The 20,875-nt window shown below is 66.1% G+C and carries 18 protein-coding genes and 1 other RNA gene; 12 read left to right on the top strand and 7 right to left on the bottom strand.

Annotated elements, in window-relative coordinates; genetic code table 11:
* The first annotated feature begins 16 nt into the window (after window positions 1-16).
* Both BBTA_RS29025 and BBTA_RS29020 read left to right on the top strand, forming a co-directional pair.
* Window positions 17-784 carry a response regulator gene (locus BBTA_RS29025; protein ID WP_012046071.1) on the top strand — a complete coding sequence of 256 codons (768 nt, stop codon included), beginning with the start codon at window positions 17-19 and terminating at the stop codon, window positions 782-784.
* A complete protein-coding gene (locus BBTA_RS29020) occupies window positions 774-2,150 on the top strand; it encodes an ATP-binding protein (protein ID WP_012046070.1) in 1,377 nt (458 codons plus the stop codon). Before BBTA_RS29025 ends, BBTA_RS29020 begins: the two co-directional genes overlap by 11 nt.
* A 124-nt stretch (window positions 2,151-2,274) precedes the next feature.
* Here the strand turns inward: BBTA_RS29020 and BBTA_RS29015 are convergent, their stop codons facing one another.
* Window positions 2,275-3,063, bottom strand: coding sequence for a DUF2147 domain-containing protein (locus BBTA_RS29015; protein WP_012046069.1), 789 nt, complete (start codon window positions 3,061-3,063; stop codon window positions 2,275-2,277).
* A 172-nt stretch (window positions 3,064-3,235) separates the two neighbouring features.
* Window positions 3,236-3,445 (bottom strand): hypothetical protein, encoded by a 210-nt coding sequence (locus BBTA_RS29010; protein WP_041750959.1) that lies wholly within the window; start codon window positions 3,443-3,445, stop codon window positions 3,236-3,238.
* 65 nt (window positions 3,446-3,510) lie between these two features.
* On the opposite strand from BBTA_RS29010, the gene BBTA_RS29005 reads away from it, so the two are divergent.
* Together BBTA_RS29005 and BBTA_RS29000 are read left to right on the top strand one after the other, a co-directional pair.
* A complete protein-coding gene (locus tag BBTA_RS29005) occupies window positions 3,511-4,704 on the top strand; it encodes an extensin family protein (protein WP_041750958.1) in 1,194 nt (397 codons plus the stop codon).
* A gap of 302 nt (window positions 4,705-5,006) precedes the next feature.
* Complete coding sequence (locus BBTA_RS29000) at window positions 5,007-5,273, top strand: hypothetical protein (protein ID WP_012046066.1); 267 nt, start codon at window positions 5,007-5,009, stop codon at window positions 5,271-5,273.
* Here the strand turns inward: BBTA_RS29000 and BBTA_RS28995 are convergent, their stop codons facing one another.
* On the bottom strand, window positions 5,274-5,888 hold the full coding sequence (locus tag BBTA_RS28995; RefSeq protein ID WP_012046065.1) for a trans-aconitate 2-methyltransferase: 615 nt from the start codon (window positions 5,886-5,888) through the stop codon (window positions 5,274-5,276).
* Window positions 5,889-6,021: 133 nt separating this feature from the next.
* Window positions 6,022-8,343, bottom strand: a complete 2,322-nt coding sequence (locus BBTA_RS28990; RefSeq protein WP_041750957.1) for a TonB-dependent receptor domain-containing protein — start codon at window positions 8,341-8,343, stop codon at window positions 6,022-6,024.
* Between the two features lie 189 nt (window positions 8,344-8,532).
* Between BBTA_RS28990 and nikR the strand changes: the two genes are divergently transcribed.
* Both nikR and BBTA_RS40940 read left to right on the top strand, forming a co-directional pair.
* A complete protein-coding gene (gene nikR / locus BBTA_RS28985; protein ID WP_012046063.1) occupies window positions 8,533-9,036 on the top strand; it encodes a nickel-responsive transcriptional regulator NikR in 504 nt (167 codons plus the stop codon).
* An 11-nt stretch (window positions 9,037-9,047) separates the two neighbouring features.
* Window positions 9,048-9,398 (top strand): hypothetical protein, encoded by a 351-nt coding sequence (locus tag BBTA_RS40940; protein ID WP_041750956.1) that lies wholly within the window; start codon window positions 9,048-9,050, stop codon window positions 9,396-9,398.
* A 725-nt stretch (window positions 9,399-10,123) separates the two neighbouring features.
* Here BBTA_RS40940 and BBTA_RS28975 read toward each other — a convergent pair.
* The gene (locus BBTA_RS28975) at window positions 10,124-10,756 is read right to left on the bottom strand and encodes a TetR/AcrR family transcriptional regulator (RefSeq protein ID WP_012046062.1); all 633 of its coding nucleotides are present in this window, start codon (window positions 10,754-10,756) and stop codon (window positions 10,124-10,126) included.
* 187 nt (window positions 10,757-10,943) lie between these two features.
* Between BBTA_RS28975 and BBTA_RS28970 the strand changes: the two genes are divergently transcribed.
* The 3 genes from BBTA_RS28970 to BBTA_RS28960 all read left to right on the top strand — a co-directional run bounded on the left by BBTA_RS28970 (window position 10,944) and on the right by BBTA_RS28960 (window position 16,254).
* Window positions 10,944-12,314 carry an HlyD family secretion protein gene (locus tag BBTA_RS28970; protein WP_012046061.1) on the top strand — a complete coding sequence of 457 codons (1,371 nt, stop codon included), beginning with the start codon at window positions 10,944-10,946 and terminating at the stop codon, window positions 12,312-12,314.
* Window positions 12,315-12,518: 204 nt separating this feature from the next.
* Window positions 12,519-14,108 carry a DHA2 family efflux MFS transporter permease subunit gene (locus BBTA_RS28965; RefSeq protein ID WP_012046060.1) on the top strand — a complete coding sequence of 530 codons (1,590 nt, stop codon included), beginning with the start codon at window positions 12,519-12,521 and terminating at the stop codon, window positions 14,106-14,108.
* 328 nt (window positions 14,109-14,436) lie between these two features.
* Window positions 14,437-16,254, top strand: a complete 1,818-nt coding sequence (locus BBTA_RS28960; RefSeq protein ID WP_012046059.1) for an ABC transporter ATP-binding protein — start codon at window positions 14,437-14,439, stop codon at window positions 16,252-16,254.
* Window positions 16,255-16,301: 47 nt separating this feature from the next.
* Here the strand turns inward: BBTA_RS28960 and rnpB are convergent.
* Window positions 16,302-16,729, bottom strand: an RNA gene (gene rnpB / locus BBTA_RS38425) — RNase P RNA component class A.
* A gap of 136 nt (window positions 16,730-16,865) precedes the next feature.
* On the opposite strand from rnpB, the gene BBTA_RS28955 reads away from it, so the two are divergent.
* Both BBTA_RS28955 and BBTA_RS28950 read left to right on the top strand, forming a co-directional pair.
* Window positions 16,866-17,219: a YciI family protein gene (locus BBTA_RS28955; protein ID WP_012046058.1), complete on the top strand. Its 354-nt coding sequence runs from the start codon at window positions 16,866-16,868 to the stop codon at window positions 17,217-17,219.
* Between the two features lie 31 nt (window positions 17,220-17,250).
* Window positions 17,251-18,498, top strand: coding sequence for an RNA polymerase sigma factor (locus BBTA_RS28950; protein ID WP_041750955.1), 1,248 nt, complete (start codon window positions 17,251-17,253; stop codon window positions 18,496-18,498).
* 4 nt (window positions 18,499-18,502) lie between these two features.
* Here the strand turns inward: BBTA_RS28950 and BBTA_RS28945 are convergent, their stop codons facing one another.
* Window positions 18,503-19,354 (bottom strand): N-acetylmuramoyl-L-alanine amidase, encoded by an 852-nt coding sequence (locus BBTA_RS28945; RefSeq protein WP_012046056.1) that lies wholly within the window; start codon window positions 19,352-19,354, stop codon window positions 18,503-18,505.
* 523 nt (window positions 19,355-19,877) lie between these two features.
* Between BBTA_RS28945 and rsmH the strand changes: the two genes are divergently transcribed.
* Entirely contained in the window at window positions 19,878-20,873 is a 996-nt protein-coding gene (rsmH, locus tag BBTA_RS28940) for a 16S rRNA (cytosine(1402)-N(4))-methyltransferase RsmH (RefSeq protein ID WP_012046055.1), read from the top strand.
* Window positions 20,874-20,875: the final 2 nt, after the last annotated feature.

Here is a 20,875-nt window from a genome sequence, read left to right as displayed (position 1 = left end):
CGACCATGTTCCGCACATGATGTCGTCACACAATACCGCCGTGGCCGCCGACGCAAACATACCGGCAGCGGCGCGCATTCTCTGCGTCGAGGACGACCGCGAGATCGCGGCGCTGCTCACCGAGCTGTTGCAGGAGCATGGCTTCGCGCCGCGCTTCGTCGCCTCGGCGGCTGCGATGAACGATGTCCTGCAGCGCGAGCAGGTCGATCTGATCATGCTCGATCTGATGCTGCCCGATGAGGACGGCATGAGCATCTGCCGTCGGCTGCGCCAGGTCTCGACCGTGCCGATCATCATGGTGACCGCCAAGGGCGAGGACATCGACCGCATTCTCGGGCTCGAGCTCGGCGCCGACGACTATGTCGTCAAGCCGTTCAATCCGCGCGAGCTGGTGGCGCGCATCCGCGCGCTGCTGCGCCGCTCGCAATTGCATCCCGCCGTGATCGCGGCGCGGCAGGCGCCGATGACCTTCGACGGCTGGCGCATCGAGCCGGCGACGCGCACATTGTTCGATCCCGACCGCGTCAAGATCACCTTGACCAGCGCCGAGTTCGACATCCTGCTGGCGTTCTGCCGCAATGCCGGTCGCGTGCTGTCGCGCGAGCAGTTGATCGAGCTCGCGCATGGCGGCCAGGCCGGACCGGTCGAGCGCAGCATCGACGTTCACATCAGCCGCATCCGGCAGAAGATCGAGCCCGGCGCCAAGAGCTGGAGCCTGATCAAGACCGTGCGCCTCGGCGGCTACGTCTTCACGCCAAGGGTCGAGACCATCGATGAAGCCTGACAACAAGACGTGCCCACGGGTCGGCCTCACCACGCAGATCGTGACGCTGGCATCGCTGTCGGTGCTGTTCGGCGTGGTGCTGATGATCGCGGCGGCGCTGCTGTTCCTCGATCCCCCCGACGAGCAGGAATCGCCCGCCTATGGCGTCGCGCGGGTGGCCGAGGCGGTGCACTTCGTCCGTGCCGCCAACGATGCCGGGGCGGTGGACAGCAGTCTGTCGAGCCTGCGCAATTCCGGCATCCAGGTCGAGCTGGTGCCGCTGACATCGCTGACCCTGCTGGCCAGGCCGATGCGGAACGTGCCCTGGACGTCGCAACTGGCCCGCCGCCAGCTCAGCGTGCTGCGCGACATCACCTTGCTCCATGGCGTCAGTTACGGCGCCGCGCCGCCGCCGACGCAGATCATCGTCCAGATCGATGGCGAGCGCGCGCTGGTGTTCGACGACGTGCCGCGGCTGGAGTTCTGGTCGATGGTGCTGAAGCCGACCTTTGTGTTCCTGTTCCTCATTCTGATCCTCGGCGTGCTGCTGTCGATCTATGCGGCGCGAGCGATCATCCGGCCGTTGTCGGAGATGGCGCGCGCGGCTGCCGCCTTCGGCCGGTCGCCGGCCGCGCAGGCGCCGCTCAGCGGCCGCGGCCCCAGGGAGATCGCCCAGGTTGCCGAAGCGCTGAACGACATGCAGGCCCGCATCCGCGCATTGCTTGACGACCGCACCCGCATGCTGGCCGCCATCAGCCACGATCTGCGCACGCCGCTGACGCGGCTCCGCCTGCGCTCGGACCGGATCGGGCACGGTGACATGCGCGCGGCGATGTTGCGCGACATCGACCAGGTCAGCCGCATGCTCGACGAGACGCTGGATTATCTGCGCGACGATACCAAGGCCGAGCAGCCGGCGCGGATCGAGCTGTCCAGCCTGTTGGAGACGATCTGCTGCGACTTCGCCGATGTCGGCCACGCCGTCACCTATCAGGGGCCGCAGCGGCTGGTCTGCGAAGGCCGGCCGCGGGCCCTGTCGCGCGCCGTCACCAATGTGGTCGAGAACGCGGTCAAGCATGGCAGCGAGGTGGTGGTGAGCCTGTCGGTCGCGACCGACGGCATGATTGCGATCGAGGTCGCCGACGACGGCCCCGGCATTCCCCAGGCGCTGCAGGCGCGCGCGCTGGAGCCGTTCGTCAAGCTCGACCAGGCGCGCTCGGCCGGCGGGTTCGGTCTCGGCCTGTCGATCGCGCAGGAGATCATGAAGAAGCACGATGGCGGCCTCGCGCTGATGCCCAACGCGCCGCGTGGCCTGCGCGTGCGGCTGTCGCTGCCGCTGCCCGCGGCGCTTTCCGTTGCTCCGGCGATCCCGGCCAAGGTGGCGTGAGCCGCGGCCAATGAAGAAAGGCCCCGCCGGGGGCTGATCCGGCGGGGTCTTGGTATCGCTGACAACGAGGGACGCTGACAACGCGGGACAATGTCAGCCGACACGTCATCAGCTGATCCGTTTCTCAGCTGATCCGCTTCCAGGTCTGCCCGCCGCAGAACAAGCCGCCGAAGGCGCAGCCCTGGACCCGCAGCGTGTTCGGTCCCTTCAGCGCGATCGTGGAGTCGTAGTTGCCGCCGCCGTCCGGATCGTGGATGCGGCCAACCCATTTGCTGTCCTTCGGCTTCATGTTGATCAGGATCTTCTCGCGGGTCTTCTCGGCAAAGCCGCAGATGTTCGTGCCGCAGGGCTCGATCACGACATTGCCCTTGCCGCCTTCGGTGGCCCACAGGCCGAGCGGTGAGTTCGGGTCCGCCGCCGCGGCGGGTGCCGGCTGGCCGGCCGCGGGCGCTACGGCGACGGTGGTTGCGGCCGGCGCCGGCGAGGCCACCGGTGCGGCCGGGGCCGGCGGCGCGGCGTTCGAAGTGACCGGCGCCGCCGGCATCTGCACCGCCGCCGGCGGGGCGAGCGGAGCAGGCGCGGTTGCAACGGGCGCCGCGGTGACGGGCGCAGGCGCGTTGACAACGGGCGGGTTGACCACGGGCGCGGGCGTCGAGGGCGCGGCGGTCGCAGGAGCCGCCGCAGCCGGTGCGGCCGCAGCGGTGCTGCTCGCGGGGGCGTCGTCGTCATCGAACTTGGATTTCAGGCCGCTGAGATCGATGCCGGAGACCTGCAGGCAGGATAGCGACTGGCAGTTGCGGGGCAGGGTGACCCGGATCTTGCGGCCGTCGAGATCGAACGCGATCGAGCTGCCGGCCTGTGCGGCGCTGCTCGCGATCAAGATGGCTGCTGCAGCCAGAAACATGGTCTTCATTGGGGTGAACTCCCTCGGGCAGCGTCGTGAACCTGAGGCAACGCTAGCTGCATGAGGGCCGCGCATCTGTGATGCAGCTCACGGTCGGCATCGGCCGTCAAAGCCGCGTGCATCGCGACGGCAGCCGATCAAGTTCGCGTGTGGCAAGTTCGCGTGTGGCGATGATGGCGCTTCAGAACAGGCCGATCACGATCGCGCCCACGAATGCAAACGCGACATAGGCGATCACCATGCTCAGCCGACCGGCAAGGGTCATGACACGGCTCCCGTTTTTCACGTTCCGCGCTGCTGCAGCGCCCGGCGATGATAGCCGTTCGGCCTCGGCAAAAAAGACAGCGCGGCTGCCGCTTCGCCGCCGATCGCATGTCGCCCGCAGCGGCATGGTTTCCGCGGCGTCAACAGACGACATTGACAGGTCCTTAAGCAAATTGCCGCAAACCTCTGCACATGACGCGCGGAGTTCGTTTGTATCTCGTCGGCTCCATCGTCCTTGTTTCGCTTGCGGGTTGCGGCCGTGGATTTTTCCAGGAGCGCGAACCGTGGCGGGCCGAGGCCGAGATCGCCTGCCTGAAATCCGGCGCCGTGAAAGAGAGCGCCGATATCGTCCGCATCGAGCCGATCTCCGGCCCGGGCATGTGCGGCGCCGATTACCCATTGAAGGTGGCGGCGATCGGCGAGACCAATGCGAGCTATGGTTTTGCCGATGAGAGCCTGCGTCCGCCGGCCGCGATCGGCGGCCAGCCGCGCTGGCCGATCAACCCGCAACAGCCAGCCTATCCACCGCCGGCCACCTATCGGCCGCAGGTGATGCCACAGCCTGTCTATCCGCCATCGAATGCGGCCGCGTCGCCGCCGTCCTATGGCGCGCCCGCTGGTGCGCCGCTGCGGCTCGAGCCGCCCGGGGCGGCGCCGGGCGAGGACGACAGCAATCTTCCTCCCGACGGCGGCGCAGCGCCGCTTTATCGCAACCAGCCTGCGGCTTCACGCGGTCCCTATCAGCAGCAGCCGGACGCGCCGCCGCGGCTCGGCCCGTCGCGCGGTGATGTGGTGGGCGCGGTTGGTCCGGTCGCGGTGAAGCCGACGGCGACGCTGGCTTGTCCGATCGTGTCCGCGCTCGACCGCTGGCTCGCCGAATCGGTCCAGCCCGCGGCGATGCGCTGGTTCGGCATGCGGGTGGTCGAGATCAAGCAGATCTCGGCCTATTCCTGCCGCGGCATGAACGGCAATCCGAGCGCGCATATTTCCGAGCACGCCTTCGGCAATGCGCTCGACATCGCCGCCTTCACCCTGGCGGACGGCCGCCGCATCAGCGTCAAGGATGGCTGGATCGGGCTGCCGGAAGAGCAGGGTTTTCTGCGCGACGTGCAGGGCGGCGCCTGCCAGCAGTTCACCACGGTGCTGGCGCCAGGTTCCAACGTCTATCATTACGACCATATTCATGTGGACCTGATGCGCCGGGCCAGCCGCCGCCTGATCTGCCAGCCGGCGGCGCAATCCGGCGAGGCGGTCGCTTCGCGCGCCCAGCAGCGCCGCTACGGCTATGGCCAGCGCGATCCCGATGTGACCAGCGCGATCCCCCGCAAGGCACCGCGCAGCATCGGCCAGCTGATCAACGAGGAAGACGAGCTCCGCGATTATTGAGGGGCGAGTGGCGAATAGGAAGTCGCGAGCAGGGCGCAACTCGCTGAGCAATTTTGCCACTCCCGATTCGCTCTTCGCCCCTCCCCATCCGCCGCTGTGCGTGCCTGTGGATTTCTCCAAGCGCTGGGCGCCCCTTCCGCCGGTTTGTGCCGGACCGGCACGCAAACGCGATCAGCGCGGATGGCGCGTTAAGACATCGTTGACCATCCCGGCCGTCCGCCAATGGCCGACACTAGACCTGCCACAGTCCCAAGGAACAAGGCGCGCGGGGTTTGGTTGCTGGCGGGTTGGGAGAGGCGAAGATGGCATCGTATCGCATCAGGGCGATTGGCTCAGGCTTCGAGGTCGGCACCGACGCGGAGGCCGTGCTGGTCTGCCGCTCACTGAAAGTTGCGCGCCGCGCCGTCGCTGATGCAAAGCGGCTGGAGCAGATGCCGCCGAAGCCGATTCCCTGGCGGACGCCGCCACATCAGGAGATGGGGGCCGCTGGAGCCGAGGACATCGCCTGCGAGGATGCCGCTGATCTCGACATCGTCGTGGTGGCGGACGGTCCGCCTCTGTGCTGCTGACTAACCGGCGCGGAAGCGGCAGAATCGGAACTGCTGCACCGAGCCCCACGGCGTGCGATGCGCTTCGCTGCAGCTGTCCTCCAGCGTGAAGCCGGAGCCCAGCGTCGCAGCAAGACTCTGCGCATCATAGCGAACCACCGGCAGCCCGCTGCATTTGTCCGGGCCATCGAGTGCAAAGGTCCCGATGATGACGGCGCCGCCCGGTACAACGCCCCTGCGCACGCGCTCGACATAGGCGGCACGGTCGCGCGCCTCGGTGAGGAAATGAAACACCGCGCGATCATGCCAGAGGTCATAGGTCGCGTCCGGCATCCAGGTGGTGACGTCTTCCCTGATCCAGGTCACATCGTCCGCCGCAGCGCCAAGCCGGTGGCGGGTGGTCGCGAGCGCCGCTTCGGAAATGTCGAGCACGGTGAGCGCCCGGTAGCCGGCGGCCAGCAGCGCATCGACCAGCCGCGAGGTGCCTCCGCCGATCTCGATGATCCGCGCAGCCGGCGCCGCGACCGCATCGCGGATCAGCCGCAGCGACGTCGCCGGATCGGCCTGGTACCAGCTGACCTCGGTTTCAGCCTTGGTGGTGTAGACGGTCTGCCAATGGGCGGCGCGATCGGACATTGCGGCGTCGTTCGGTAGGTTGAGGGCTCATCCTATCATGCGGCCGAACGATCGGCGCAAGCTTCGTTGCGCTGCCAGCAAAAGCGTCATGGTCTGAGACCGATCATCTCAGATCCGCATCGCGACGCACCCGCTAGAACGTCCCGGCCACCGTCACCCGGAACGTCAGCGGTTCGACTGGATGCAGCACGCGGTCCATCACGCCGGCCTGGCAGACCTGCGCCGGCACCCCCTTCGGCGTCCTGCCGTAGCAATCCTGGTAGAGCTGGTCTGTCGGCAGCAGCGAGCCGTAGCCGTAGGAGATCTGGTTGGCCTTGGTGTTGAGCAGGTTCAGCACGTCGAGCTGGATACGCCAGCCATTGGCGTCGCGGAAGCCGATGCGGCCGTTGAACATGCTGGTGGCGGTTGAACGGAAATAATTGTCCTCGGTCAGCGGCGTCGATCCCAGATAGCGCCAGCGCAGGCCGCCGAACCAGCCGGTCTTCTCGCCGAGCGTGATGCCGGCTGAGGCGATCATCGACGGCGCATTGGGGATGTAGTTGCCCGGCGCATTGCCGCGCAGCACCTCGGCGGGCGCGCCCAACCCGACCAGCTGGGCATAGGTTGCGGCCTGGTCGCTGTCGGTGCCGACGAAGCGCGCATGCGTCATCGCGAGGTCGGCATCGATGTCGATCCAGGACGCCGGCCGGTAGTGATTGGTCAGCTCGAAGCCATAGCGCCGGCTCGGCCGGCTGGCCGCGGTGTCGCCGGCGTCGCCCGAGAACAGGATTTCGGAGTCCTGATTGAGCATGAAGACGCTCAGCGACGAATCGAGCCCCGGAATGATGCGCGTGCGCATGCCGACTTCCGCGCCCTTGGTGCGCACCAGCAGCGGCGAGGAGGCGAGCTTGTTGGTCGGATCCGCCGGGTCCTCGGTGGTGGTCGCGCCGCGCGCGTCGTTGCTGTGCATGCCATAGCCGGCGCCGAGGAAGAATTCGGTCTTGTTGAACGGACCGATCACCATGCGGAACTTCGGGCTGCCGAGGCTGGCCGCGGCATCGCCGGTGTTGTTGCCGTTGTACAGCGAATAGACATGGGTCTGGTAGTAGTCGCCGCGATAGCCGACCGTGGTGCGCAGCCAGTCGGTCCAGCTCACGCTGTTTTCGACATAAAGGCCGACGCTGCCTTCGCCGACCTTGTCGTTGCGGACCGCGCGCAGGAAGCTGCGCTGGTTCGTATAGCTCAAGGCCAATGCGATGTCGTCATAGCGCGTCTGGAGGCCGATCGTCGTCTCCATCGGGCGTCCGGCAAAGCTGCCGTTGAAGGTCCGCGACGCATTGGCGCCGAGCATCAGCCGGTCGTCGTGCTGGTGAAACTGGTCGCCATTGACCGGATCACGCAGCGCATAAGTGAAGTTGTTGTAGAGATCGAGCTGGCTCTTCACCACATAGGCGTTGGCCTTCCAGGAGCCGGCATCATCCGTGCCGGCGACGCGGCCGGACAGCGCGAAACGGTTGGTCTTGCCGCCATCGGTCGGATCGAACGCATCGAAGCGGCCGAGATCGCCTGAGGTGATGGCGCGCTCCGGCACCTGGTCGGTCGAGGTCCAGCGGTTCGCATAGGCCATGCCGGTGATCGAGAAGCCGTCGGTGGCCGTGCCCTGCGAGTAGCGCATCAGGCCGTTCAGCTTCTTGGCGTCATCGGGCGTGGTCCACGGCCCGTCATAGCGGCCGGCCTCGCCTGCGATCAGGAGGTGGCCGTCGCCGACATGTACGGAATCCATGCCGAAGAAGCGGCGATAGCCGAAGCTGCCGGCGGTCATCTGCGCGATCGCCTTGGGCACGCTGTCGACCAGTCCAATATGCACGCTGCCGGCCGAGGCGAAATCGCCTTCGTCGGCAAAATAAGGACCCTTGCGCACGTCGACGCGGCCGATCGTCTCTGGCATCAACCAGTTGAGATCGGCATAGCCCTGGCCATGGGCGTGCGTGCGCATATTGACCGGCACGTCGTCGACAGAGAGCGCGAGGTCGGTGCCGTGGTCGAGATTATAGCCGCGCAGGAAATACTGGTTGGCTTTGCCTTCACCGGAGTGCTGGGTGACGATGAGGCCGGGTACGGCCTCGAGCACTTCGCCCGGGCGCGTGGCCGGACGGGCGTTGATCTCCTCGCCGGTGATCACGACCTCGCTCGCCATGCCCTGCGGGCGCGCCGGCCCGGAGCCGACAGCGGGAGCGCCGGACGGTGCCGCTGGAGCTGCGGCCGTGTCCGCTGGCGTCGCCGGAGCAGGCGAGCGCGGCGCGCCAGGCTTCGGCCGTTGCGCCTCGTGCCTGACCTGTGGCTTGGGCTTGGCTGTCCGTTTGGGGGCGTCGACATCGACGGTCGGCAACTCCGCCGGGGGACGCTCGGGATGCGCTTGCGCCTGCTGGACGAATGCTGCCATCAGCACCAAAGCACTTGCCCCACGCCACCACATTGCCGTCACGCCCTCGATCTCGCAACCGGGGCACGCGTCATCATCTGCCGCAAGCCGTCATTGGCCTGAGACACGCTCGCTTGGATCGCCCCACTGTCGAGTGTTAAAGAACGCTAAGATGACGCCAGTATGATGTCAACGCGCAAACATCATACTGGTGTCGACACTGTTGCCGCCGGGAGACGATCTATGCAGCGCCTGACGATCACGATCGACGACGATCTGCTCGCGGAGGTCGACGACTTCATGGCCCGACGCGGCTACGACAACCGCTCCGAGGCGTTCCGCGATCTGCTGCGCAGCGGCCTGGAGAGCGCCGACAATACGGGTACCGACAGCCGCCAGTGCATCGCGACCTTGAGCTATGTCTATGACCACGCCGCACGGGAACTGCCGAAGCGGCTGACCCAGGAGGCGCATGATCATTCCGGCCTCGCGCAAGCGACCCTGCACGTCCACATCGACCAGGAGAGCTGCCTCGAGGTCACCGTGCTCAAGGGGGAGCGGCGCGAGGTCAAGGCGTTCGCCGACCACGTCATCGCCGAACGTGGCGTCCGCCACGGCCACGTCGCGCTGATGCCGATCGATGCGGCGGCCGACCACGGGCACGCGCATACGCAGAGCCATTCGCATAGTCACAGCAGCAGCCACAGCCATTCGCATTCCCACGCGACGAAGAGCGGGAAGAAGTAGCCTGGTGGACGATGAGGGGCAGCCTGCCGGCCACACCCTCCGCCGTCGTGCAAGCACAGGCGGGCATCCAGTACACCGCAGGGCAATCGTACAAGAACATTCGGCCTCGTGTGCCCCTTTGCTTCCACATCGTCGTGGCCGGGCTTGTTCCGGCCATCCACGTCGTCCGGCGTCCCGGGTATGACGTGGATGCCCGGGACAAGCCCGGGCATGACGGAATAACTCATTGGCAGTGTTCTCGCCGCTCGTACGATCTCATCGATGTGATCGCCCTGCACAAGCCGCGGCCCAACGATGTCGTCACGACCGTCTCGGACGACTGGATCGCCCGGTCGAACCGGGCGATGACAATGGAGGCGTGACGCAGGGCTGCCCATTCTCCGTCATTGCGAGGAGCGGAGCGACGAAGCAATCCAGAGCTTTCGCTCCGCCCCTGGATCGCGTCGCTTCGCTCGCGATGACGGCTGGGGCCGTGCCTGCGCACCATAGAAACCCGCTGCGCGCAGAAACTGATTTCGCTTGTCCGACCAAGCTGATTTGCCCTGTCCAGTCCTTCGCGCCAAAATATTCGACTTCCAATTTTCAGAAATTGATGGTTGTCTAACGCCATCCCGCCTCGATCGAAGAGGGACGTTTCGCGGTCGTCACGAGCGTTGGGGGCGGGAAGCGGTGGCCTGTCGGCGCGCAGCGCGCTGCAATCGCGCGCGGACGAACGTGATCGGCAGGACGGTGAAGTCGCAGGGTCCTGACGTCCCGATGCTGGCGTCAAGTTCGCGGGCAGGTGCTCGGCATCTGCCGCGGGCGACGGTGGCTAAAAGCCCGGACACCGGGGAGACTGCGTATAAATCGTAAGCCCATCGCGCGGGGAGGCCGGGTGATCTCGGCCGGACCTGTGGTACCTGCCGCCTGCATTTTTTGTCCGCAGGCGGGCCACGGGCGCGGTCAGCGCCCGGCCTTCCCTGCACCCTCCGGATGATCAGAGGGTGATCCGATCGCAAAGCTCGGACGTCAACCGTCGCGAGAAGGAAAGTGCATGTCCGACGCGAGCGATGTCATTGCCCCATTCAGGTGTTCACGCGCCGCGCCGTCAGCCTTTGACGCCATAATTGGCGAGGAACATCCGAACCGCGCTCGCCACCACCTTGCTGATGCGTTCGGGCGAGGGGGCCGGCTCGGCCTGGAAGATGAAGGGCAGGAACAAGGTCGCCTGGCACATCAGGTGGAATTGCGATGCCGCGAGCTGGCAATCGTCGATGGCCAGTTGCCCTGCCTCGACCCGGCCGCGCAAATAGGTGGTCAGGCAATTGATGGTGCCTTCGAGCACGCGGTCATAGTAGCGGCGTCCGACATCCGGCATGCGCTCGGCGATCGCCATCACGGTGCGGATCGCGGATCCGCCGCCCGGCCGGCACACCAGCGCGATATAGGCTTCGCCGAAGCCGGTCAGATTGGTCGCTATATCGCGATCGGGATCGAATCTGAACAGCACAGCGGTGCGCGTCTCTTCTTCGACGATCGCTTCGAACAAGGCGGTCTTGTCGGTGAAGTAGACATACAGGGTGCCCTTGGAGACACCCGCCGCGCGGGCGATCTCACCCATGCTGGCGCCATCGAAGCCCAGCTCCATGAAGACCTCGCGCGCCCCATCCAGGATCTGCCGCCGTTTCGACGTGTCCTCGTCCTGTGGCGCATGGGTGGTATTCTGATCGACCTCAATCATTGGTTTAGGCTGTTCCCGAAGAATCCGAGTTCGGCAACCTCACAAAAGGGGCTGAGCGGATATGTTGCGGTCGCGAAGATATAAATTGACCGAACGGTTCGGTCAATGATAGATGTCGAATGACCGAACGGTTCGGTCGGAATTCTATGGGGCCGATTGGCTCCGCTGTGACGGGTGGGAGTCGCTGATGGCTGCTGCGAGAGAACAGGCGGTGCGGGCACGCCGTCCGGATGCTGAGGAAGCGCCGGACCAGGGACAGCCTGCCACAGCCCGTCCCCAGGCCAGCGAGCCGGCGCAGCACAAGGCTGCTGAAACGCGGACAAATGACGTCAAGGCTGGCGAGGCCGGTACCAAGGAGGCTGATATCAAGGCCGACTCCGTCGCCGAGGCGCCGCTCGAACGGCCGCCGGCCGCGCCGGCCGGGGCGCCCGCCGGGCAGAAGCCGCCGGCCAGCACCGCAGCGCCGAAATCCGGCAAGCGCAAGCGCGTGCTCACAGGCGTCGGCCTGCTGTTGGCGCTCGCCGCCGCCGGCTATGCCACGCATTATTTCATTGTCGGCCGCTTCATGGTCTCGACCGATGATTCCTATGTCCGCGCCAACAACACGATGCTTGGCGCCCGCGTGTCCGGTCATATCCAGGAGATCGTGCCGCGCGACAATTCGGTGGTCCGCAAGGGCGACGTGATCTTCCGCATCGATGACGGCGACTACAAGATCGCGGTCGACGCAGCGCGCAGCAAGATCGCGACCCAGGAGGCGACGATCGCGCGCATCGGCCGGCAGGTCGCCGCGCAGCAGAGCGCCGTCGAGCAGGCGCAGGCCAATCTGACCTCGTCCGAAGCCGCAATGAAGCGCGCCGGTCTCGACTATGAGCGCCAGCAGGCGCTGAGCAGCAAGGGTTTTGCCTCGCATGCGACGTTCGAACAGTCGGAAGCCGCGCGCGACCAGGGCATGGCCGCAGTCCGCGCCGCGCGCGCCGCGTTCGACGCCGCGCGCGACAATGTCGAGGTGACCAAGGCGCAGCAGGTCGAGGCCCAGGCGCAGCTTGCCGAGCTGAAGACGTCGCTGGCCAAGGCCGAGCGCGACCTCGAATTTGCCACCGTGCGTGCACCGGTCGACGGCACGTTTTCCAACCGCCTCGTCAACACCGGCGACTTCGTCGCGGTGGGCCAGCGGCTCGGCAACGTGGTGCCGCTCGACGACGTCTTCATCGATGCCAATTTCAAAGAAACCCAGCTCAAGCGGATCCGTCCGGGCCAGCCGGTGACGATCAAGGTCGACGCCTATGGCGCTCGCGGCTTCAAGGGCGTTGTCGACAGCATCTCGCCGGCCGCGGGCTCGGTGTTTACCCTGCTGCCGCCGGACAACGCGACCGGCAACTTCACCAAGATCGTGCAGCGGTTGCCGGTGCGCATCCGTGTGCCGAAGGAGGTGGCGCGGCAGAACCTGCTGCGCGCCGGCATGTCGGTCTACGTCACCGTCGACACGACCGACGGCGCCAAGGATGCCGACACCGACGCCGACCTCGACGCGCCGGCGACGGTGCAGGGGAAGTAGTTCGATCGATCTGACGATGAGATTGGTAATCCTGCCCCGAGCTGAGTTCACCTCTCCCCACCGGGGAGAGGTCGGATTGCATCGAAGATGCAATCCGGGTGAGGGGACTCTCTCCTATCTTGACACCGTACCCCCTCACCCCAGCCCTCTCCCCATGGGAGAGGGAGCAGACTGCCGCTGGGGTTAGCAGGATCGAACACAGCCATGGCCACCGCAACGACAGCCGATCCCACCATGAGCGCGCCGGCGGCTGCGTCGGACCGCATCGCGCCGCGGCGGCTGATTGCGTTCCTGATCATGGTGTTCGGCATGTTCATGTCGATCCTGGACATCCAGATCGTGTCGGCCTCGCTCAGCGAGATCCAGGCCGGATTGTCGGCGAGCTCGAGCGAAGTGTCCTGGGTCCAGACCGCTTATCTGATCGCCGAGGTGATCGCGATTCCGTTGTCGGGCTTCCTGTCGCGCGCGCTCGGCACGCGGCTGTTGTTTGCGATCTCGGCCGCCGGCTTCACCATCTCCAGCTTCCTGTGCGGCTTCGCCTCGTCGATCGAGCAGATGATCCTGTGGCGCGCGATCCAGGGCTTTCTCGGCGCCGGCATGATCCCGACCGTGTTCGCCTCGGCCTACACGGTGTTTCCGCGCTCCAAGTTCCACATCGTCGGTCCGATCATCGGCCTGGTCGCGACGCTCGCGCCGACCATCGGCCCGACCGTCGGCGGCTACATCACCGATGCGATGTCGTGGCACTGGCTGTTCTTCATCAATATCCCGCCGGGCGTCATGATCACGATCGGCGTGCTGGCACTGGTCGATTTCGACGAGCCGCATTTCGAGCTGCTCGAACGCTTCGACTGGTGGGGCCTGCTGTTCATGGCCGGCTTCCTCGGTTCACTGGAATATGTGCTGGAGGAGGGGCCGCAACATGAATGGCTGCAGGAGACCTCGGTGGCGGTCTTCGCCGTGGTCTGTGCGGTGTCGGCGGTGTGCTTCTTCTGGCGCGTGCTGACGGTGGATGAGCCGATCGTCGATCTCGGCGCGTTCACCGACCGCAATTTCGCGGTCGGCTGCCTGTTGCAGTTCTGCGTCGGCATCGGCCTCTACGGCCTGACCTACATCTATCCGCGCTATCTCGCCGAGGTGCGCGGCTACAGCGCGCTGATGATCGGCGAGACCATGTTCGTCTCCGGCGTCACCATGTTCCTGATGGCGCCAGTGGTCGGCCGTCTGATGGTGAAGATCGACATGCGGCTGATCATCGCGTTCGGCCTGATCATTTTCGCGATCGGCTCCTATCAGATGACCGGGATCACCCGTGACTATGATTTCTGGGAGCTGTTTCTGCCGCAGGTGCTGCGCGGCGTCGGCATGATGTGCGCGATGGTGCCGACCAACAACATTGCACTTGGTACGCTTGCGCCCGATCGCGTCAAAAACGCTTCCGGCCTGTTCAACCTGATGCGCAATCTCGGCGGCGCCGTCGGCCTCGCCGTGATCAACCAGGTGCTGAACGACCGTACCGATCTGCATATTTCCCGCCTGCATGAGCGGGTGAACTGGGGCAATGCGACCGCCGTCGAGACGCTGAACATGCTGCAGCAGAAGCTGCAGGGCATGGGCGACTCGGCGCTGATGGCCATGAAGCAGCTGTCGCAGATCGTGCATCGCCAGGCCGTGGTGATGGGCTATGGCGACGCCTTCTTCATGCTGACCTGCTTCTATATCGCGCTCAGCTTCATGGTGCTGCTGCTCAACAAGCCGAGCTCGCCGATGGCCGCAGGCGGCGACGCGCACTGACCTCGCGCTCGCGCGCTGCGCGCGGGTTGCCAAATCATACCGTCGGTGGTAAGAAATAAGAATTGTCGCTCGAACCGGGGAGATTTGCATGACAACATCGCATCTGCAGATCGCATGCACCCGGTCGATGCTCGCGCTTTCGACGCCTGTGCTCACAACGTCTGTGCTGACGATGCCAGCGCGTTCGATGCCCGTGCTGATGTTCCGCCGCTCGATTTGAGCGCCGCCGTCCTTCTCTCAACCTGATTCATCATTCGCAGACCGCGCGCGTTGCCGCGTCTGCTTCATTTGGAGCCGGCTGGCGCTGCGGGCGCGGCCGGATGAAGCCATGACCATCCAAGTCTCCGGCCTGAAGGCCGACAAGCGCCCCGCCGCGATCCGCGTCGTGATCCCGTTCGTGACCCGCCATTGGCTGCAGCAGCCGCGCATGACCTTGGGCATCGCCGTGGCGCTGCTCGGCGCCACCGCCGCCGACCTGTTCATGCCGCTGTTCTCGGGCCAGTTGGTCGATGCGCTGACCCTGGGTCCAGGCAATGCCGACGCGCGGCACAGTGCGCTGGTCTCGTTCGGCGCCATCGTCGCGCTCGGCTTCGCCTCGATCGTGCTGCGGCTGTCCGGGCTGCAGCTGATCGTGCCGTTCACATTGCGCATCATGTCGGACGTGGCGCGCGACGCCTTCGTGCGCGTGCAGCGCTTCTCGACCGACTGGCACGCCAACAGCTTCGCCGGCTCCACGGTGCGCAAGATCACCAGGGGCATGTGGGCGCTCGACCTCTACAACGACACCATCCTGCTGGCATTGCTGCCGTCCCTGTCGGTGCTGCTGGGCTCGATGGTGCTGCTCGGCCTGCATTGGGGGGCGCTGGGCGGGGTCATTGCGCTGGGCGCGGTGGTCTATGTGGCGATGACGGTCGCGTTCTCGACCCGCTACATCGCGCCGGCCGCGCGCATTTCCAATGCCTGGGACACCAAGGTCGGCGGCACCCTGGCGGACGCACTGAGCTGCAACGCCGTGGTCAAGTCGTTCGGCGCCGAGGCGCGGGAAGACGGCCGGCTGATGCGCGTCGTCAGCCGCTGGCGGCGGCGCGTCAACCGCACCTGGCTGCGCTACAACACGACGGCGGCCGTGCAGCTCGGCGTGCTGTTGTGCCTGCGCTCCGCGGTGATCGGCGGCGCCGTGCTGCTGTGGATGGCGGGCAAGGCGTCGCCCGGCGACGTCACCTATGTGCTGACGAGCTACTACGTCATCCATGCTTACTTGCGTGACGTCGGCATGCACATCAACAACCTGCAGCGCGCGGTCAACGACATGGACGAGCTGGTGGCCATCCATGGCGAGCCGATCGGCATCGTCGATGCCGCGGATGCCAAGCCGATCGCGGTGACCGGCGGGCACATCGTGTTCGACGCGGTGACGTTCCACTATGGCGGCCATCGTATCGCGCTTTACGACCGGCTGTCGGTGGACATCCGGCCGGGCGAGCGGATTGGCCTCGTCGGGCGCTCCGGCTCCGGCAAGACGACCTTCGTCAAGCTGGTGCAGCGGCTGTACGACGTCAGCGGCGGCCGGATCCTGATCGACGGGCAGGACATCGCCCATGCCAAGCAGGATTCGCTGCGCAGCCAGATTGCGATCGTGCAGCAGGAGCCGATCCTGTTCCACCGCTCGCTGGCCGAGAACATCGCTTATGGCCGGCCCGGCGCCAGCCTGGCCGAGATCGAACAGGCGGCGCGGCTTGCGAACGCGCATGAGTTCATCATGCGCCTGCCGAAGGGCTATGGCACGCTGGTCGGCGAGCGCGGTGTCAAGCTGTCGGGCGGCGAGCGGCAGCGGGTGGCGCTGGCGCGGGCGTTCCTGGCCGATGCGCGGGTGCTGATCCTGGACGAGGCGACCTCGAGCCTCGATTCGGAGTCCGAGGCGCTGATCCAGGAGGCGATGGAACGGCTGATGAAAGGCAGGACCGCGATCGTGATCGCGCATCGTCTGGCGACGGTGCGCAGCCTCGACCGCATCCTGGTGTTCGACCGCGGCCGCATCGTCGAGCAGGGCAATCATGCCACGCTCGTCGGCAAGCCTGGCGGACTCTATCGCAGCCTGTTCGAGCGCCAGGCCACCGAATTCGGCCAGCTCTCGGCTGCGGGTTAGCGGAAATGGTGAGGGGCCCGGCGCTGGTGCGCCGAGCCCCTCATGAACATATCAGCCGGCCTGTAAGCCGGGTTCTGTAGGGCACCGTGATGCTTGCGCATGACGATACGTGACGGCCATTCCTCTGGGATCGCGCTTGCGCGAGACCTCGGGCAACCTACCCGGACGGCGAGCCTGACATCGCTCCCGCGGACGTCATCGCCAAAGGCGATTGTCTCCGCGTGGCCGTCCCTATTCGGTTTTGCTCCCGGTGGGGTTTACCATGCCGGTTCCGTTGCCGGCCCCGCGGTGCGCTCTTACCGCACCTTTTCACCCTTACTCGCCTCCCTTTCGGGAGGAAGCGGTTCGTTCTCTGTGGCACTGTCCCTGGGGTCGCCCCCGCCGGACGTTATCCGGCACCGCATGTCGATGGAGCCCGGACTTTCCTCCCCGGCGGCCTTTCGGCACCTGCCGGAGCGGCCGTCCGGCCGACTGACGCGGCCTGAATGGAGCTTCCCGGCCAGTACGTCAAGCCATCGCCGCGCAGGAAAAATATTATCCTCGGGGTGTCGTTCCGTGTCCGAGCCGTTCGACTGGATGTCGGCAGTCCAGCCGAACAAGGGAGCAAGTCGATGCAATATCTGCTGATGATCTATTTGAACGAGGTCGAATACGCGAAGATGGAGAAGGAGGCCGAGGGCAAGATGCTGGCGGAATATCAGACCTTCACGCAGTCGATCATCGCGAGCGGCAACTACAAGGGCGGCGACCGGCTGCAGCCGACGACGACATCGACGACGGTGCGGGTGCGCGACGGCAAGATCCTGACGACGGATGGGCCGTTCGCCGAGACCCGCGAGCAACTCGGCGGTTACTACATGATCGAAGCCAATAATCTGGACGAGGCGATCGGGATCGCGGCCCGCATTCCGGGTGCCAGGCTGGGGTCGATCGAGGTCCGGCCGGTCTGGCAGTACAATCATTGATGCCAGCGTGCGGCCGGCGCGAGTGTCAGCGATGACGCCTGAGGCGATCGACCAGGTGTTCCGCGACGAGGCCGGCCGCGCGCTCGCGACCTTGATCAGGCTGGTCGGTGACTTCGAACTGGCCGAGGACGCGTTGCAGGATGCGTTCGCGGCGGCGCTGCTCAATTGGCGAGGGGCAGGGGCCCCTGCCAATCCGCGCGCGTGGCTGGTCAATGTGGCGCGCAACAAGGCGATCGATCGGATCCGGCGCCAGCGCAACTTTCGCGCCAAGGAAGCCGAGATCGTCCATGCAATCGAGCGCGACGCCGTCAGCGACGAGGCGGCCGCCACGCCAAACGATCTCGACGACGACATGCTGCGGCTGATCTTCACCTGTTGCCATCCGTCCTTCGCGCCGGAGGTGCAGGTGGCGCTCACGTTGCGCACGGTCTGCGGACTGACCACGGCCGAGGTCGCACGTGCCTTCCTCGCCAGCGAGGAAGCGATGGCGCAGCGCCTGCTGCGTGCCAAACAGAAGATCCGCCTCGCCGGCATTCCCTACGAGGTGCCCGGACGCCACGCCCTGGAAGAGCGTCTGCGCGGCGTGCTGACCGTGATCTATCTGGTGTTCACGGAAGGCTACCTGGCGACCTCCGGACCGGAACTGATCCGCCATGATCTTGCGCGCGAGGCGATCCGGCTTGGCCGGCTCGTTCTCGGCCTGATGCCGGAGGCGCCCGACATCAAAGGCCTGCTGGCCTTGATGCTGCTCCACGATGCGCGCCGTGCCGGACGGACCGATGCGTCCGGAGACATCGTCCTCCTGGAGGAGCAGGATCGGTCGCTGTGGAACAGCGAGCAGATCGCCGAAGGTCTTGACCTTGTCGAACAGGCGCTTGGTGTCAGGGGACGGCCGCAGCCTTATACGGTCCAGGCCGCGATCGCCGCGCTCCACGCCCAGGCGCAGAGCTATCACGACACGGATTGGCGCCAGATCGTCGGCCTCTATGAGGTCCTGCTGCGGATTGCGCCGTCGCCGGTGATCGAACTCAATCACGCGGCCGCAGTCTCGATGGTCGACGGCCCCGCGCGGGCACTCGCGCTGGTCGAGTCGCTCGCCGCTCGGGGCGGCTTGCGGCAGTACGACCTGTTGCCGGCCGTGCGCGCGGACCTGTTGCGGCGACTCGATCGGCGCGAGGAGGCCCGTTCAGCCTACCGCGCGGCGCGGGATTCGACGCAGCTGGAGCCGCTCAAGCGGCTTTATGCCCGCCGCCTTGTCGAACTGGATGCGGGCGCCTGATCACTCAGACGCGCGTTGCCGGTTCCTCTGCCGGCAAGCTCGTCAGCAGCGCATGCAGGGTCCACAGAGTCGAGCGGTCGGCGATGCCGTCGATCCGCTCGGGGCGGAAATGACGTTGGAACGCGGTGACGACGTCCATGGTGATGCCGTCAAACTTGCCGGTGATCGGCACGCCATAGCCATATTTGGCGAGCGCCTTCTGCAGGCCCCTGACGTCATCGCCGATGCTGCCGAGCTTCAGCGTCTCGCCCTTGGTGATCGCCGCCGGCTGCACCCAATGGCCGACCCCCGAATTGGCCAGCGAGTGCCAAGGGAATTTCTCGCCCGGATCTTTCTTGCGCGACGGCGCGACGTCGGAATGACCGAGAATGCGATGCGCCGGGACGTTGCGGCGGAGCATGATGCCCCGGCACAGCGCAATCACCGCCGCGATCTGCCGCGGCGGAAAGTCCGGGTAGCCCCAATCATGGCCGCGATTGACAATCTCGACGCCGATCGAGCAGGAGTTGATGTCCTCGTCTCCGCCCCAGGACGAGAGACCGGCATGCCAGGCGCGCATCGCCTCCGGGACGCACTGCACGATTCGCCCGTCCTCCAGCACGATGTAATGCGCGGAGACCTCGCTGCCGGCGGTGCACAGCTTGGTGATCGCGCCCTCCACGTCCGGCATCCCGGTATAATGGAGGATGACCATGTCCGGCTGTCGGCCACCTTTGCGCTCACCGAAATTTGCGGAGGGGATGACGTCGGATGCAATCGACGAGTCCGGGGTGAAGAGCGGCAGCTCAGCACAGCCCTTGGGGATCGGCAGCGCGCGTGGACGATTCGATTCGGGCTTGTCGGTTGAATTCGGCATGACGCACTCGAAGCGGCTGGCGACGGCAAATGGCTCAAATCGAATATGGGCACGCACTACTCTTTTGCATCTCCCAACCGCAATCGAAATCGCATCTACCCGATTGCTGCGAGCAACCTCATGCATTGCCGGAGGTCGCCCATGAGCTGGTCGCGTCCGAGGAGAAGTGCCTAATATCCGCCACAGACCATCAACGGTTTGTTAACGCTGAACGCCGTTACTGAGCGGTGAAGAGCCAAGCCGGCTTTCGGGACGGCCAGCCGCCACGATGCAAGGTCCTGCACGGCAGATCACGATGGAAAGCGGTTCCTGGCCCAGCCAGCGCCGCGTGATCGCCGCCGGGCCGAGGCCCCGGTCCCCGGCACAGCTGCGTTGTGTCGGCGATACCGAGCCGTCGCGGTGGATGGCTGACCAACCCGAGAGATGGCTTGGCGAGTTGAAGGGGCGCGAGGATCGAAGGCGCGATGGGCTCGCAGCCGACCAAAGCCAATCTGACCCAGCGGCACCCTCGCGGAGCGTCCGCGTGAGCACGGCTGACCCGCGACACGTCCCGGTGCTTGGTCCGGAGGCGGTGGCCATGCTCGCTCCGCGCGAGGGCGGAACCTATATCGATGCGACCTTCGGCGCGGGCGGATACACCCGGTTGATTCTGCAGTCCCCGGGAACGCGGGTGATCGGGATTGACCGCGACAGCACGGCGATCGCCGGCGGCGCCGCGCTCGTCGCGGAGGCCGGCGCTCGCCTCACGCTGGTCGAGAACCGCTTCTCGGCGATCGCCGACATCTGTGCATCGCTCGGGTTGTCCCAAGTTGACGGCATTGTGATGGATGTCGGCGTCTCGTCGATGCAGCTCGATTCCGCCGCGCGGGGCTTCTCCTTCCGCTTCGATGGCCCGCTCGACATGCGGATGGGGGAGACCGGACCGACCGCTGCTGACGTCGTGGCGCAGGCCGCCGAACGCGATCTGGCGGACATCATCTATATCTTCGGCGAAGAGCGCCACTCGCGTGCTGTGGCTCGCGCCATCGTCGCTGCGCGCAAGGAGCAGCCGATCACGACCACGCGGCAACTGGCCGATATCGTCGCGCGCGTGGTGAGATCGAAGCCGGGCGATATTCATCCGGCGACACGGACGTTCCAGGGCCTGCGCATTCTCGTCAATGAAGAGCTCGACGAACTGGAGCAGGCCTTGTCGGCGGCCGAGCAGGTGTTGGCTCCGGGCGGCCGGCTGGCTGTCGTCTCGTTCCATTCGCTCGAAGATCGGATCGTCAAGACCTTCCTGGCTGAACGGAGCAAGACCGGTGGCGGCTCGCGCCATCTGCCCGAGATCGCCCAGGAGACGCCGACCTTTCAACTGCTCAACCGCAAGCCGGTCGTGGCCGATCAGAGCGAAATCGAGGCCAATCCGCGTGCACGCTCGGCCAAGCTGCGCGGCGCCGAGCGCACCGCAGCGCCGGCCCGCCTCCCGCCTGCTTCGTCATCTTGGCCGCGCTTGGCCGACGTCCTGCGAGGAGGGTAACG

Origin of the sequence: Bradyrhizobium sp. BTAi1, from assembly GCF_000015165.1 — a bacterium.
GTDB lineage: Bacteria > Pseudomonadota > Alphaproteobacteria > Rhizobiales > Xanthobacteraceae > Bradyrhizobium > Bradyrhizobium denitrificans.
This window is presented reverse-complemented; position numbering and strand designations above follow the sequence as displayed.

What these genes read in the sequence shown, in the direction of transcription:
- BBTA_RS29015 (WP_012046069.1), bottom strand. Translation starts at nt 3,063, where the DNA reads ATGAAGACCATGTTTCTGGCTGCAGCAGCCATCTTGATCGCGAGCAGC.
- BBTA_RS29010 (WP_041750959.1), bottom strand. Translation starts at nt 3,445, where the DNA reads ATGCCGCTGCGGGCGACATGCGATCGGCGGCGAAGCGGCAGCCGCGCT.
- BBTA_RS40940 (WP_041750956.1), top strand. Translation starts at nt 9,048, where the DNA reads ATGAGGGGCAGCCTGCCGGCCACACCCTCCGCCGTCGTGCAAGCACAG.
- BBTA_RS28955 (WP_012046058.1), top strand. Translation starts at nt 16,866, where the DNA reads ATGCAATATCTGCTGATGATCTATTTGAACGAGGTCGAATACGCGAAG.
- BBTA_RS29000 (WP_012046066.1), top strand. Translation starts at nt 5,007, where the DNA reads ATGGCATCGTATCGCATCAGGGCGATTGGCTCAGGCTTCGAGGTCGGC.
- BBTA_RS28975 (WP_012046062.1), bottom strand. Translation starts at nt 10,756, where the DNA reads ATGATTGAGGTCGATCAGAATACCACCCATGCGCCACAGGACGAGGAC.
- BBTA_RS29005 (WP_041750958.1), top strand. Translation starts at nt 3,511, where the DNA reads ATGACGCGCGGAGTTCGTTTGTATCTCGTCGGCTCCATCGTCCTTGTT.
- BBTA_RS28950 (WP_041750955.1), top strand. Translation starts at nt 17,251, where the DNA reads ATGACGCCTGAGGCGATCGACCAGGTGTTCCGCGACGAGGCCGGCCGC.
- nikR (WP_012046063.1), top strand. Translation starts at nt 8,533, where the DNA reads ATGCAGCGCCTGACGATCACGATCGACGACGATCTGCTCGCGGAGGTC.
- BBTA_RS28970 (WP_012046061.1), top strand. Translation starts at nt 10,944, where the DNA reads ATGGCTGCTGCGAGAGAACAGGCGGTGCGGGCACGCCGTCCGGATGCT.
- BBTA_RS28965 (WP_012046060.1), top strand. Translation starts at nt 12,519, where the DNA reads ATGGCCACCGCAACGACAGCCGATCCCACCATGAGCGCGCCGGCGGCT.
- BBTA_RS28990 (WP_041750957.1), bottom strand. Translation starts at nt 8,343, where the DNA reads ATGTGGTGGCGTGGGGCAAGTGCTTTGGTGCTGATGGCAGCATTCGTC.
- BBTA_RS28960 (WP_012046059.1), top strand. Translation starts at nt 14,437, where the DNA reads ATGACCATCCAAGTCTCCGGCCTGAAGGCCGACAAGCGCCCCGCCGCG.
- BBTA_RS28995 (WP_012046065.1), bottom strand. Translation starts at nt 5,888, where the DNA reads ATGTCCGATCGCGCCGCCCATTGGCAGACCGTCTACACCACCAAGGCT.
- BBTA_RS28945 (WP_012046056.1), bottom strand. Translation starts at nt 19,354, where the DNA reads ATGCCGAATTCAACCGACAAGCCCGAATCGAATCGTCCACGCGCGCTG.
- BBTA_RS29020 (WP_012046070.1), top strand. Translation starts at nt 774, where the DNA reads ATGAAGCCTGACAACAAGACGTGCCCACGGGTCGGCCTCACCACGCAG.
- BBTA_RS29025 (WP_012046071.1), top strand. Translation starts at nt 17, where the DNA reads ATGATGTCGTCACACAATACCGCCGTGGCCGCCGACGCAAACATACCG.